This window comes from Bradyrhizobium sp. SZCCHNRI3043 (genome assembly GCF_032377735.1).
Classification (GTDB): Bacteria; Pseudomonadota; Alphaproteobacteria; order Rhizobiales; family Xanthobacteraceae; genus Bradyrhizobium.
Window position 1 is genome coordinate 23,245 of sequence record NZ_JAUHID010000017.1, and the last position, 12,723, is coordinate 35,967.

Annotated in this window: 13 protein-coding genes; 4 read left to right on the forward strand and 9 right to left on the reverse strand. The window is 64.1% G+C overall.

All coding sequences use genetic code 11. The features are described 5' to 3' along the window. Nucleotides 1–5: 5 nt before the first annotated feature. From QX124_RS25645 to QX124_RS25660, 4 genes are all read right to left on the reverse strand, one after another. Nucleotides 6–1,421 carry a hypothetical protein gene (locus tag QX124_RS25645; protein ID WP_315737657.1) on the reverse strand — a complete coding sequence of 472 codons (1,416 nt, stop codon included), beginning with the start codon at nt 1,419–1,421 and terminating at the stop codon, nt 6–8. Further along, nucleotides 1,418–5,041 carry a hypothetical protein gene (locus QX124_RS25650; RefSeq protein WP_315798637.1) on the reverse strand — a complete coding sequence of 1,208 codons (3,624 nt, stop codon included), beginning with the start codon at nt 5,039–5,041 and terminating at the stop codon, nt 1,418–1,420. Before QX124_RS25650 ends, QX124_RS25645 begins: the two co-directional genes overlap by 4 nt. Nucleotides 5,042–5,048: 7 nt before the next feature. Beyond that, nucleotides 5,049–5,801, reverse strand: a complete 753-nt coding sequence (locus QX124_RS25655; RefSeq protein ID WP_315737655.1) for a hypothetical protein — start codon at nt 5,799–5,801, stop codon at nt 5,049–5,051. Between the two features lie 224 nt (nt 5,802–6,025). Continuing rightward, complete coding sequence (locus QX124_RS25660) at nt 6,026–6,421, reverse strand: hypothetical protein (protein WP_315737654.1); 396 nt, start codon at nt 6,419–6,421, stop codon at nt 6,026–6,028. Nucleotides 6,422–6,790: 369 nt separating this feature from the next. Between QX124_RS25660 and QX124_RS25665 the strand changes: the two genes are divergently transcribed. Continuing rightward, nucleotides 6,791–8,191: an acyltransferase gene (locus QX124_RS25665; protein WP_315798674.1), complete on the forward strand. Its 1,401-nt coding sequence runs from the start codon at nt 6,791–6,793 to the stop codon at nt 8,189–8,191. A gap of 205 nt (nt 8,192–8,396) precedes the next feature. Here QX124_RS25665 and QX124_RS31940 read toward each other — a convergent pair whose 3' ends face one another. Beyond that, a complete protein-coding gene (locus tag QX124_RS31940) occupies nt 8,397–8,636 on the reverse strand; it encodes a hypothetical protein (RefSeq protein ID WP_409997750.1) in 240 nt (79 codons plus the stop codon). 472 nt (nt 8,637–9,108) lie between these two features. Here QX124_RS31940 and QX124_RS25670 point away from each other — a divergent pair, with 472 nt between their 5' ends. Next, nucleotides 9,109–9,291 (forward strand): hypothetical protein, encoded by a 183-nt coding sequence (locus QX124_RS25670; RefSeq protein WP_315737653.1) that lies wholly within the window; start codon nt 9,109–9,111, stop codon nt 9,289–9,291. Nucleotides 9,292–9,454: 163 nt separating this feature from the next. Then, a complete protein-coding gene (locus tag QX124_RS25675; RefSeq protein ID WP_315737652.1) occupies nt 9,455–9,649 on the forward strand; it encodes a hypothetical protein in 195 nt (64 codons plus the stop codon). A gap of 63 nt (nt 9,650–9,712) precedes the next feature. Here QX124_RS25675 and QX124_RS25680 read toward each other — a convergent pair whose 3' ends face one another. The 4 genes from QX124_RS25680 to QX124_RS25695 form a co-directional block, all read right to left on the reverse strand. Next, nucleotides 9,713–10,159 (reverse strand): host attachment protein, encoded by a 447-nt coding sequence (locus QX124_RS25680; RefSeq protein ID WP_315737651.1) that lies wholly within the window; start codon nt 10,157–10,159, stop codon nt 9,713–9,715. Nucleotides 10,160–10,226: 67 nt separating this feature from the next. Then, complete coding sequence (locus tag QX124_RS25685; protein WP_315737650.1) at nt 10,227–10,640, reverse strand: DUF3775 domain-containing protein; 414 nt, start codon at nt 10,638–10,640, stop codon at nt 10,227–10,229. Nucleotides 10,641–10,844: 204 nt separating this feature from the next. After that, a complete protein-coding gene (locus QX124_RS25690) occupies nt 10,845–11,297 on the reverse strand; it encodes a hypothetical protein (protein ID WP_315776591.1) in 453 nt (150 codons plus the stop codon). A 114-nt stretch (nt 11,298–11,411) separates the two neighbouring features. Continuing rightward, the gene (locus QX124_RS25695) at nt 11,412–12,116 is read right to left on the reverse strand and encodes a hypothetical protein (protein WP_315798638.1); all 705 of its coding nucleotides are present in this window, start codon (nt 12,114–12,116) and stop codon (nt 11,412–11,414) included. A 221-nt stretch (nt 12,117–12,337) separates the two neighbouring features. Here QX124_RS25695 and QX124_RS25700 point away from each other — a divergent pair, with 221 nt between their 5' ends. Beyond that, a complete protein-coding gene (locus QX124_RS25700) occupies nt 12,338–12,721 on the forward strand; it encodes a VOC family protein (protein ID WP_315798639.1) in 384 nt (127 codons plus the stop codon). The last annotated feature ends 2 nt before the right edge of the window (nt 12,722–12,723 follow it).

A 12,723-nucleotide genomic window follows, 5' to 3' on the forward strand; every position in this document is an offset into this window, starting at 1 on the left:
CTCCCTCAGATGTCGGCAGAGATGCCGAAGTGATCGCTGGTGTTGCGAACGCGCCCGTAATTGCTCCAGCCGGTCAGATTTCCGGCGCCGCCGATCCCGGGATAGTTCGCCGCCGTCGGCGCGCCCGGCCACCCCATCGGCGCCGCGGTGAACTGGTGGGCCAGCGCAACCGCGCCCGGGGGAGGATTGTCCGGCGGCGCCATGACCGCGTTCATCGGCGTGCCGGTCACCGTGTTCATGATCGTGGTCTGATAGTTGTGCATGCCGTTGTGCGGCCAGACCAGGATGTTGTCGATCGAGTAGAACGGCGCAGCGACGAAGTTGGAGCCGACATAGCCGTAGCCGGGATAAAAGCTCTGCCCCGGGCCGCCGCCGTTGGACCAGAGGAATTTGGAGGCCGCCGTCTTGTCCTTGCCGCGGATATGGGTGGAGAAATAGCCCTTATACTGGTCGAGATTGACAGGAACTCCCACCGCCGTCGGACTGACGAGCAGCGTGTAGGCACCGGGCCCCCCGGTGAGCGGATTATAGAGGCCCGAGGCCGTGCCGTTGACGGCGAACAGATTGACGTTGAAATCGCCGCCGATCACCCGCGTCTCATTCACTCCCAGGGCGCCGACGATATCGTTGATCGTCGACAGCGTGGTGATGTAGTTCGCCGCCGCGGGATTGTTCGGCGGGGAATGGATGCCGAAGATGGTGAGGTCTCGCTGCACGACGCCGAGATTATCGGTCTCGGTGAACGTTGCCATGAACGGCTCGCGCAATCCGCCAAAGGCAACGGGCGCACCGAGCGTGGTCGTGAAGGCGATGCGCGCGGCGACGACGTCCTCATTGAGGCCGCCATTGTGCTGGGCGCCCGCAGGAATCTGGCGCACGCCGCCAAGCCCCGGCGGCACCAGCATTCCGTTGACGTTCACGGCACCGATAGGCACCACCATGCCATTGTACGGCGCGGCGGCGCCGCCGCCCGGCGGCACCGACAGGCCGCCATGACCGCCGGTCCAGATGTTGGGCCCGGTGAAATAGCGACGGAGGTTGCCTGCAGTGTCGGTGCGGCGATAGAGAATGCCGACCGTTTCGGCGCGCCCGCCGGTCCCGGTGTAGAGCGGCGGCACGGCATTCCAGCCGCCTGCCACCATCGTGGCGGGGTTGTTGAGCCCGAACTGCACCATGGCGAGTGCATTGATGCCGCCGGTCTGGCTCGCCAGCGCGTTGGGCGCATTGTCGCCGGAGCTCACCTCGATGATGACGATGATGTCCGGCTGCGTGGCCGTCAGCACGGCATTGATCACCGCGCGGCGCTGGATCGCGCTCTGCATGTCGTTGAGGCCGCCATGGCCGCGCTGCCGCTTGATCGACGCGGAAAAGATCTTGTTGACCGAGAAGCTCTCGATATTCCAGAACAGGATCCGCGTCATGATGACGGCTCCTGCAGCTCGGGCTTGCGTGTGGCGAATGCGAGCGACTGCTCGCAGCCCGGATTGTCGTCGGCGACATAGGCCGCGTACCAGCCGAGGCTGCCGGTGTTGTCGGGATCGCCGAACAGGAAGAACTGGATGTTGGCGGACGGCGGCAGCTTGGCGATGCCGAAGATCTTGATGGCGATATCGTCGATCCGCAGGCAGTAGAACCACTTCGGACCGTCATCAGACAGCTTGCGTCCCGATGCGGTCGGGACCGGCTGGCGCAGGATCGAGATCGCACCGACCGCAACCTTGATGACGCCCTGGATGCTGAACAGGCTGGCGCCGGGCGCCGCGCCCGGCAGGCTCATGCCGATGAAGACCGCATGCTGCGCATCCGAGCCGGTGGTGATCGGTGACCATGCCGCGAGCAGCTGCGACTGGAAGCCGACGCCCGAGGCGAGCGCCCCCGGACCGCCCAGCGTGATGTCATAGACGACGCCGAACCAGGGCCCCTCGAGTTCGGTCAGGTTGAGCTGCGACGTCACCGGCAGGAAGCCGAGATCGGACGGCTTCTGATCGCCGGTCGCGTTGACGAAGCTCTTCAGCTGCAGCGCGAAGCCGCGGAACAGGCTGGTGTCGCGCATCGTCGAGCCGTTGAGATTCCAGGCCAGGTTGCCGGTCGCGACCTCGAACCGCTTGGCGCCAGGCGTCGCCTGCGGATAGGTCATTCCGACGGCGAGACCGGAGAAGGCGAGGCCGACGCCGAGCGCCGCCTCTGGCGTGTCCGGCGGACTGCCGAACGACAACAGGTCGAGCGTCTCTTCGGCGGTGCTCTGAAGCGCCGTGAAATCGAGCCGCCCCCAGACGAGGAAGTTGCTCGCCACCGTGGCGCCCTGGTCCTGGGTGCCGATCGTGTTGAACTGCACGCGGTCGAAGGCGACGGCAGGCAGCACGTTCGACGGGCTGGTCAGCACGTTGGTCGTGTTCTGCTCGAAGACATAGGCGCCGCGGCCGCCCTGATCGACATAGCTGCCCTTCAGCACGATTCCCGTGAATGGCTGCGGCTTGCCGCGTGAGTACAGCCGCGACACCGGCGCGCCGAACAGCGCCGCGACCGAGAGCTGGACGTGGCTGTCGAACCGCGTCAGCCTGGCGTTCTCGAACAACGACTGCAGCTGCAGCACGGTGAAGTCGAACTCGCCGCTCATCTGCACCGCCACGGGCACGTCGGGCGCAACGCCGCTCGAGACGTTCACCGCATAGCGCGGATCTTCGTAGTCGATCAGGCCGAACAGGCTCGAGCTGCCCGAGGGCATCGTGATCCGGCCGCTCCGGCCGTCGACCGTGACGCGACTGACGGTGAAGCCGAAATGATGGGCATTGAAGCGCGTGAAGTCGATGCCGGCGGCAAGACCCGCAATCTCCGGCGGCATGTCGCGCTGGCCGAGATCGGCGGCGAGCACGATGACGCCGGTCCAGTTCGGATCCTGGGCAATGCGCGCGAAATTCTCATAGAATGGGCCGGACGCTCCCTTCGAGCGTGCGATGGCGTCCGCAATGTAGTCCTGCAGCCATTGCGAGAGGCCGGTGTAGGACAGCGCGGCGGTGACCGTCGGTGTGCCGGGCAACAGCGAGAACTGCTCCGCGGACGTCCAACGATTGGCATTCGTGACCCGCTCCAGCAACGAGCCGGAGCAGAACTTCATGATCATCACGTTGCGGTAGGCGGTGGCCGACGCGCCGGCGCCGACCGCCGCGGTCATGGTCCAGCCCGCAATGTTGACGGTATTGGCGAACTGGGCGCCGGTGCCGAACGGCTCCGGATTGACAGCGACCAGAAAGAGCTGGTTGGTCTGCAAGGCGTCCTGCATCGCCTGGGTTGGAGCAGATAGCGCGAATGGCAGGGTATTGCCGTCGCGGTCGAGCGATTGCGCCATGCTGACCTTCAGATAGGCCCCCGTCGCCGGATCGCGCTCGATGATGAAGCCCTGAGGCGTCGTCCCATCGGTGCTGGGGCCGTCCGCCAGCGTGCCGTGCAACGCGTGAGCCCGCGCCGCCTGCACCCGCGCCGACCACGTCTTGCTGCCATAGCCCGAGATCAGCGACTTGCGGGTTGCGGCCACGATCTGGCTCTCGAACTGGACGAGCGTCGCGCCATCGAGGCCGCTGCTCGCAGCAGCTCCATAAGGCGCCAGCGGGAACGTCTTGTCGCTGCCCTGGGCGAGCGGCATGAACGGCGGCGCGGATTGGAGTATCTCCGCATTCGCGGCGCCGGCCGCGGCCGCACCGTAGATCGCGCTGCCTTCGGGCTCGGCCAGATAGTCGACGGCCCCGCCCCCGGCGACGATGGTCACCCAGGAGGTCTGGTGGTCGTCGGTCAGGCGCGGCGCAACGGCGCCGCTCGCGGGACGGTTGAGATCCGCCGTCTCGAACGGGAACACCGGCGCGTAGCCTGGTTTCGAGGGGATCGCGTTGAGGCGATCGTTTTGTGTTGCAGGCAGGCTGACGTCGTACGCCTTGAAGCTGAGCGCTTCCGATCCGAACAGTCCGCCCATCAGCTTCGCGACCTGGCCGGCCGCGCTGCCGTCGGCACTGAGCGCATAGTGGCCGGCCAGGCTCAGATAGGCGGTGCCGGTGTCGGTCTTGGCCGATCTCGCGACACTGGTGGCAAAGGCGAAGCCCCCGGCGCCGAGCGCCGGCGCCGTATCTCCGCTGCCAGCCCCGAGCGGTGTCAGTTGCACGACACGCCCGCCGGTCGTGCGGAATTCGCTGGTCAGCGCAGGCGCCCCCTTTATGGCAAAACCGGAACGCAGATAGCCCTGTTCGAGCTGCTCTCGGCTGATCACGCGGTTGGCCGGATCGCCGAGGTCGAAAGCGCCCGCGATCGAAAGCTGCGATGGCAACGCCGCCACCGTCATGGCTGCATACTGCGCAGCTTGCAGCGACGCCGTCGCATTGTTGTTGATGACGTAGCGGACGCCCTGCCCCAAGCCCTGGCTGACGAACGCCTGTTTCGAATCGAGCAGCCCATCAAAGGTCACGCAGCCGGTGTTGGCGCCGCCGAAGGGCACGTAGGCGTAGATGCGATTATTGGAGGCCGGCGCAAGCCGAATGCCGAGCGGGTTGTCGCCCTTGCCCGCGAAGCCGATGAACGGAGGTGAACTCAGCGCCGAGCCCGACAGGCGCAGCGCCCCACCGTCAATATCGATCCGGCTCTGATCGAGGATGTAGAATTTGGCGTTGCTGGCGAACCAGAGGTTCATGTTGCCCGAGACCTGGTAGACCGGCGGCAGATTGATGAAGGAGACGCCATAGCGCTCGAAGTCGCCAAACACGACCGGATTGGCCGAGGCAAGCCAGACGACGGCGCGATTGCGCGTCGCCTTGCTGATATAGGTCCGTGCACGCTCGGCGAACCCGCCGGGATCCCGATCGAGATCGGCGGGCCGCTGTGTCGCGAACAGATAACTGCCACCGTACTTCTTCAGCGAGTCATCGTAGTTGATGAACGGTGGCAGCGACGAGCCCGCGCCGAGAAGGTAGCCGGCCCAGCCAACCGAGCCGGCAACCCTGGTCTCGTAGATCGCGGAGGAGTCGACCTGCTCGAACTGCGCTGACGCGGACGCGTCCATGCTCGTATCACCCGATCGGGAAGATGCCGAGCAAGGTGCCCGCCAGTGAATAGAGGGCGCGATCGTCGATGATGTCGCCCTTGATGATGGTCACCGTATATTGCGTCGAGCCCAGCGCCGCATATTGCACCGTGATGCCCGCCTTCCACGTCGTCGCCCCGATCGTGATATCAGCACCGAGGACCGCAGTGATCTGCGACTGCGAGACGATCGGCGTCCAGACCGGGATTCGGCCCTGATACTGGAACGAGACGTAGGTCGTGTTGTTGGTGTCGCCGCTCGGCGTCGTCACCACGTTGCTGTTCGGACTGGTCGGGGTGTTCACCGTCGGCAGCGCCGTGAAGGCCGCGCGCGGATACTCTTCGGTCCGCGTCGCCGCGGGCGCCGCTGACTTGACGGACGAACTGATCGGGAAGATGCCGAGCGTCACGCCCTGGAGCGAGTAGAGCCCACGATCGTCCACGATCTCGCCCGAGATGATGGTCACGGTGTACTGGGTCGATCCCAGCGCCGCATACTGGACCGTGATGCCCTTGCGCCAAGTCGTTGCGCCGATCGTGATGTCGGCCCCCAAGACGACTTGAGGTTGAGCCTGCGAAACCACCGGCGTCCAGACCGGAATGCGGCCCTGATACTCGAAGACGAGCTGCGTCGTGTTGTTGGGATCGCCCGTCGGCGTCGCGACGACATCGGTGTTGGGACTCGTGGGGGTTTTTACTACGGCGGGAGCGGTGAAACGAATACCTTCACGATCAGACATGACTATCTCCTTTTGTAAAACACAGGTCGAAACCTGCAGCGCGCAGCTGCTGAGCGCAGCTGAGGCGAGTCGAAAATCAATAAACTACCAATGATCGAAATCTATCAGAGGTTGCATCGTGTAACAGAGTTCGCAGGGGCGGTCAATCGGGCCAGATCACAGTCCTGCCCCCCACGCCCGATAACATTCTGGTGTTTACATCTCACGCGAAGCCGGGCCGGCCCTCAGCGGCTGCCTTGTCTCCGAAGCATTTGCATCGCACGCTTCATCGCTGCGGACCGGGTGAACGAGCCGAGCACGATTCCGGTAAAGCTGCTCTCCTTTCCGGAATCGACGATCGCTCCTGTCATCGTGACCGTGTAGTAGGGACCCATGGGGTTCATGGTCACGGTCAGCCCCTTGCACAGGACAATGCCGGCAACAGCGACATCCTCGGCCAGCGTGACCTTCACCTCGCCAATCGACACGAGCGTCCTCCAGCACGGGATCGTACCGTTGACGAAGAAGGTCACCCAGGTGCTGTCGTTGGTGTCGAACGTTGCGGCCACCTGCGCATTGCAATTCGTCGTCAGCTGGGTGTCGACGGTTTGATCGGTGAGCTGAGATGGCGCAGCGGGCAAGGCGGCTTCCGTCCTCGTTCAAACGCTCAGCGTCATGCAAGATGACCAGCCGGAGGTGACAAATAACTAGCCGCCGTCGGTTTGCGAGTCCATTTGCAATCCGGCCCCTGCAGCAATCCGGCCGAGGCTCCGCATCCCACGCAGGTGCGACCAAGGCCCTGGCCGTAACCTCCCCTGGCCAAGATTCCCGGCGGGGTTTCGCAACAGGCACGATCCGCTGCAAAAGCTGCTCTTCCCGGTTTTCTTCAAACCTACCAGCCTGTTGCCCGCCCCTCCCGCCGATCGCATGCCGCACCGGGAAACGCCTCGCCCCTTGGATGGGACGCCGCCGATGCCAAGGCTGATTTCTCTTTATTTTTCAGCTCGTTGGTGTTGACAGCAACGTGGGACGCCGCCGCATCGGACGCCGCAAACGGCAGACGCCGGACCGATCGGGCGCAGAGTCATCTCCGGCCTGAACGCCAGAGCGTCGCTCGAGCGGGCGGCAATCCCGTCTCCGGCGGCCTGCGTCGGGTTGCCTCCGGACCCTGCTGTTTCTACAACAGCCGGAGCGCCTCCCAAGTATCAGGACCATCCCTCAAAGTGAACGAGCAACGCTTCATCGGCTCGCTGACCGGCTTACGCTTCGTCGCGGCCGCAACGGTCGCCATCGGCCACGGCGCCCCGTCGTTGGCGCAAGGCCTGCTGCCGGAGCTCATCGCTCAGGTCAGCAGCATCGGAATGACGATGTTCTTCGTGCTGAGCGGATTCGTCCTGTGGCTCAACTATGCCGCGCGCTTCCAGTCGCAACCGTTCGGAAACGCTCTTCGTGAATTTGCCATCGCGCGATTCGCCCGGCTCTACCCGATGTACGCCGTGATTGTGCTCGCGGTCGTCGCATACGTCGTGATCGCGCGAGACCTCTCCGCGCCCTCGCTCGGCTTCATCCTCACGATGACGCAAGCCTGGTTTCCCGTGCAGAACGGCACCATGCTGGTCGCGGTCGTGCCGTCGCTGCAGCACTTCTGGTCCATCAGCGTCGAGCTGTTCTTCTACCTGCTGTTTCCGTTCGTCTGCCTGCTGTTTGCAGGCGTCGCCAGGCTGCCCACGATCATCTGGATCGCGCTTGCGAACATCGTGACTTTCGCGCTGACGATCGCCGCCGCTTTCACCTTTGGCGATGCGTTGTTGCGGGCCGCCGCGCCAAGCCTCACGCAAAACGGGATGCAGTGGCTCACCTACTACTCTCCCTATCTTCACATCGCTCAGTTCCTGGCCGGCTGCCTTGCCGCCATGATCTACAAGAACCGCGCCGATGCCAGCATCGGTGACGGGGAGCGACGCTGCGTGAGGCTCCTGTTCTGGCTTGCGCTGGTGAGCCTCATCTGTGCGCCTGTCCTGCTGTTTCTGCAGCCTCGTCTGCCCGGCTGGTCGTTCGTGATCGAACTTGCCGTACGTCTCATCGAGATCTCGGGATTTTCGATCGTCTTCGTCGCCGCCAGTCGGTACGGCCATGCCGCTTGGCTGTCGTCCAGAGCCCTGATCATTGGTGGCGAATGCAGCTATTCGATCTATCTGCTGCATCCCTTTCTCATTCGGCTTGCGATGATCGGAAAGTCAGATGCTCCCGGCGCTCTCGAGCTCGCACTGCGGCTCGGTCTGTTCGTTGCGATTGCGACGGCGGTGGCCTGGGTCACCTACATGCTCATCGAGGCGCCCTCGCGAACATGGTTACGGAGAGCCTTCCGCACCAGTGCACCGCGCGACGTGATCCATGCGACGCCGGTCTGAGCGCCGTGTCACCGGCCCGTCCGTGCTTCGCGGTGCGCCTCTACCAGCGGCTTATCCGGAGCCTTGCCGTACCTTGAATCAGGAGCCAGACGAAGCTGCCGCCGCTAACGACAGGGCGCGACGTCCAACGTGAACAATCGCTGATCCCCCGCGGCAGCCGGCAGCCCGGTACACGCTCCCGCGGCGATGATCAGCCATCGCATGTTCACCTGCTGACACAGGCCCTCGCCTGTCTGCTCCATTTGAACGCGGTTCCGCATGGCGGCCTTGGCCGAGCGCCCGCAGGGCATTCGTTCCACACCGGCGCTCCCACCTCCCAGCCATTCACGACGCAGCCGCCATTGGGCGCGACGTGGCACCCTGGGCCGCAGGACTCGTTGGCGACCGACCGGCCGCCTCCTGCCGCAAGGCCAGTCAGCAGCACAACCCAAAACATCAGCCTCATCGCTTTGCTCCATTGACTCCGAGGCGACGAGCCCCTGCGACTGCGCCCCAGCGGAAACCATGAACGTATCAAACCGTTCCCCCGTCGATCGCAGCCTGCTCGCGCTGAGATCTCGTCGGAGATGGTCGCCGCCAGCCTGTGACGAAACATCGCGCCGCCACCACACTCTAGCCCTACTACGCGCACGACCGCGCCATATCCGTGCACGGAAATGGGAAACCATCGTAGCGAGAAGGTTTTCACCATGTTGGGCGATGATTGCGCAGCCTGGGCGAGCGGTAAGCGGAAAAATCACCTCTCCACGCCAATTTGATCGTGGTGAGCCAGCAAGGCGTTGGGGCGCGCGCGCTCAGAAACGTGACGAGCCGAACAACATCAGGAGCCGGCGGCACGAACTGCCGGCCAGCCTTGGATCGTCCGGATGCGCGCCGGACGAGCCCGTGGCGAATGCAGGGAGCGATAGATCGACATCATGACACGAAAGCTTTCAGTCCGCGAAGTCATTGCCAGATCCTATCCCAGCTGGGACTATGCCATGGCCGACCGGTTGATCGCATGGCTCGATCATTGTGGGTACGAGATCGTGGAGAAGAAGCCGGAGCGCACCTCGGCTCCCGTGACCGACGACGCGCAGCCACACGTGGTCAGCGCTTGATGAATTCAGCCCCGTTTCGCCGAGGCGCTGTGAATGATCAGCGCTCCTCAAGCGGCAGCGCTCGGGCGCCGCAGGAACCGCGCATCGCGTTCTGGGGTTCAAGATGACAAGACCAGACGCTCGACGTCTCATCGAGCACCATGAGATCAGGGAAGGATCACCAATGTCTCGCAAGCTCACGCCACGCCAGGTCATCGCACGCTCCTACCCGACCTGGGACTACGCCATGGCCGATCGCCTGATCGCCTGGCTGGATGATTGCGGCTACGAGATCGTCGAAAAAGGAGCCGCGCACCTGGACACAAGTCTGGTGCCTGCTGCGCCGGAATCGACACCGTCGCATGAAAGCACACATTGATCCCGTCGCGGTCGAAACCGCGAACGGGGCCTCCGGGCGCTCATTGGTATGAGAAAGCCGGCCTCAGGCGAGCAGCTGCTTCTCGATTTCGTAGACCGGAAGCTTGACCAGATCCTTGTGGACCTCGCCATGCAGCACCTTTCGTACCGCGTCGGAATAGTCGGCGCGGATGATCCCGAGCGCGCGCGGCGACGCCACCATCGTGACGGCTTTGGTTTCGCCCGACAGGACAGCCTGATGCAGGCGATCAGCAAGCTGCTTGAGAAAGGCGCGCTCAGCCTGATCATGCCAATCCGTCTGATCCACCGAACTCCGAGCATTGCCAAATGACTGCTGCACCGAGCCGGGCGCATCAGTGCCCTGAGCGCTCGTGCGGTCGTTCTCCTGCTCACGGACCTCTTTGGTGTGCAGGTTCGGAAACATGCTGTCACCGACGTTCTCGAGGATCAGTGCCTTGCGGCCGTCGCACACGACGATCCAATCACCGGTTCCGACCTTCAGCTTGTCCATGAGATTACTCCATCATCCGAATTGCAACGAAGAACGTGCTGGGAATCCATCGGGAGACGCCGCCCAGCTATATGCCTTCTTCGAAGTCTTCCAAGGAAAGGCCGAACTCCGAGAGAGCCTCCTCCAGATAGTCGCCAAGCATCGGAGTTTCGATCAGGTACGTCGCGGTGCGATTGTTGTGCGCCTGAGCGGCCTGCGCACGAAGCTCATCCCAATTGTCCAGCGAGCCGTCACCCCGGCCCAGCCACATCAGCGTGACCAGATCGATCTGTTCGTCGACATTGAGGCCCCTGATGAAGCTGACGAGCTCCGACCTGTCCGTGTTCAAACCTCGCCCACCGGTACCGGGCGCCGCGTCGTCATCCGCCAAATCTGCCAGCAATTCGGGTTCGGCCGCTTCCATTTCATGCTTGTGGATCTTGGTCACGACGAAGGCGACCTTCTCCGGCGAGATCGAGAGGGTGGGCGTGGTAGTCGTCATTCAGCGTCTCCTGGGTCCCCGGGCAAACGCTCCCAGGTCCCATGCAAGGGACGCTAGGCGTTCCGGAAGGAGCGCACTTTGCGCAAGATCAAGGCAGCGCGGCGGCGTGAAAAACGGCGCAGCAGCCCACGTCAGTTCGACCGCCCCCGGCGCGCGATTGCACCGGGACTGCTTGGATCGACCAGGGACTGCGGGCAATCGATACTACCAGGTCCAAGCGAAAGGGCCGACATGCGGCTGCTGCGCGACCAGGATCATCGGTCTGCCCAGATGAGCTCTTGCGACCTTTCGCTTCTTCGCCTTGCTCGTGTCGGCAATCCGCGTCGCGCGAGGCTTCTCGGCGGCCTTCACGGCCGCAACCTGCGGGTTGGCTTCGACGGCGCTCATCTGCGCGAAGGCGTCGCGGAGACCGTTCTTGGCCACTTCTGCCGGAGGCTGCTCCGCCTTCGCGAGCTTCACCGGAGCTGGCGTGGCGATCGAGGTGTCCATCACGATCCGCTCCGGCCACTTTCGCGTCGACTGAATGCGCACCGGGGGAAGATCCGACGCAGACGACAGGCTTGCAGGCAATGGCACGCTGGGAAGCACGGCATCCGCCAGGACGAGCAGCGCCAGCAGAGTTCCACCGACGAAAAGAAAGTAACGGAGAATGGGCATAATTTACCGCTCCGTCGGCACCTGCGCCGACATCCACCTAACGGAGGATCATGACAGTATGTTCCCGCGTCGAACGCTCGGGTTCAAAGACCGTGGGAGACTAGCGCGACATAATTAGATTTTGGTCGCTGCAACCAGCGCGCATTTGGCCGCGCTGACGTTAACGTTGACGAATCCGACATGGACCGCCGCGAAGGTCTTGCGGCTGCGCGACCCGACTTGGCCGGGCACGATCCGTCGGCGGTCGGTGACGTGACTGCCGTCGCGCCGGCTGAAGGCGCAGCTGATTTCGACGTCCTTGACTGCGAAACTGTTGGCATTCCGTAGCGTGAAGGTCACCAGCGCCTTCGATCCAAGCCCGCCGCGCCGCCAGGACTGGGAACTGATCCGCAGGCCGGACAGAGCGGCCGGGTCGAGCGCAGTGGATGACGCAGGTAGCATCGTCGGCGACAGACTGGCATGCGCGTCCATGACGTTCCGGCCGGAGCCGACGACCGGGGACGAATCGGGGTGCGCATTGGACCCCAGACTGGGCACCACGGACGAGAGCCCATGCGATGGCTCCGTCCCGTCTTCATCTCCTTCATACCGGCCGCTCGGGGAGGCCGATGTGACTTGCGCAAGGCGGAGGTCGGCCATCTCCTCCTCTTCGACCGACATGATCAGCCACCCGACTGCGCCGAACATGATCAGCGCGAGGATCGCCAACCCCGACACGGCGGCTCCCAAAGGGATGGACGCTCCGCCGCTTCGGCGCATGGCCAGCGACGCCGCGGCATCGGGCTTGCGACCCAGCAAACGAGAGAGACCCGCGCTCATGTCTGCACCATCGGCTGCCCGGCGGGGGCATCTGGAAGCTTCAATCGGCAAACATCGATAGGGTTGCATGCAAAGCCGACAATTGGAGGGCAGGCCCGGATACCGGTCGGTTTGCCGGCTGGCGCGGCCGGCGACGGGCCGGTAAACATCCGCTCCGCTGCCGACGCCTCAAGGAACGCCGCCGCGCCGCAAGCGGTTCACTCTTTCGAAAGATCTCGACGATGTTGAATGTCACGTGGGACCATATCCATCTGCGCAGCCCTGACCCGGAAGCCACCGCCAACTGGCTTCACGACATTCTCGGCGGCGAGATCGTCCGCAATCCCGGCCGCATCGACGTCAAGCTCGGCGGCGCCAGCGTGTTCATCGCCAAGGTCGAGCCGGGCGACGGAGTGAACGAGCCACCGGTGACCCCGCACCAGGGCCTCGATCATTTCGGCCTCACCGTGAAGGAGATCGACGCCGCGGCCGCCGAGCTCAAGGCCAAGGGCGTCACCTTCACGACCGAGCCGACCACGGTCCGCCCCGGTGTTCGCATCTGCTTCATCCGCGGGCCCCAGGGCATTTCCATCGAGCTCCTGGAGCGCGACAAGAAATACGTCTGAGC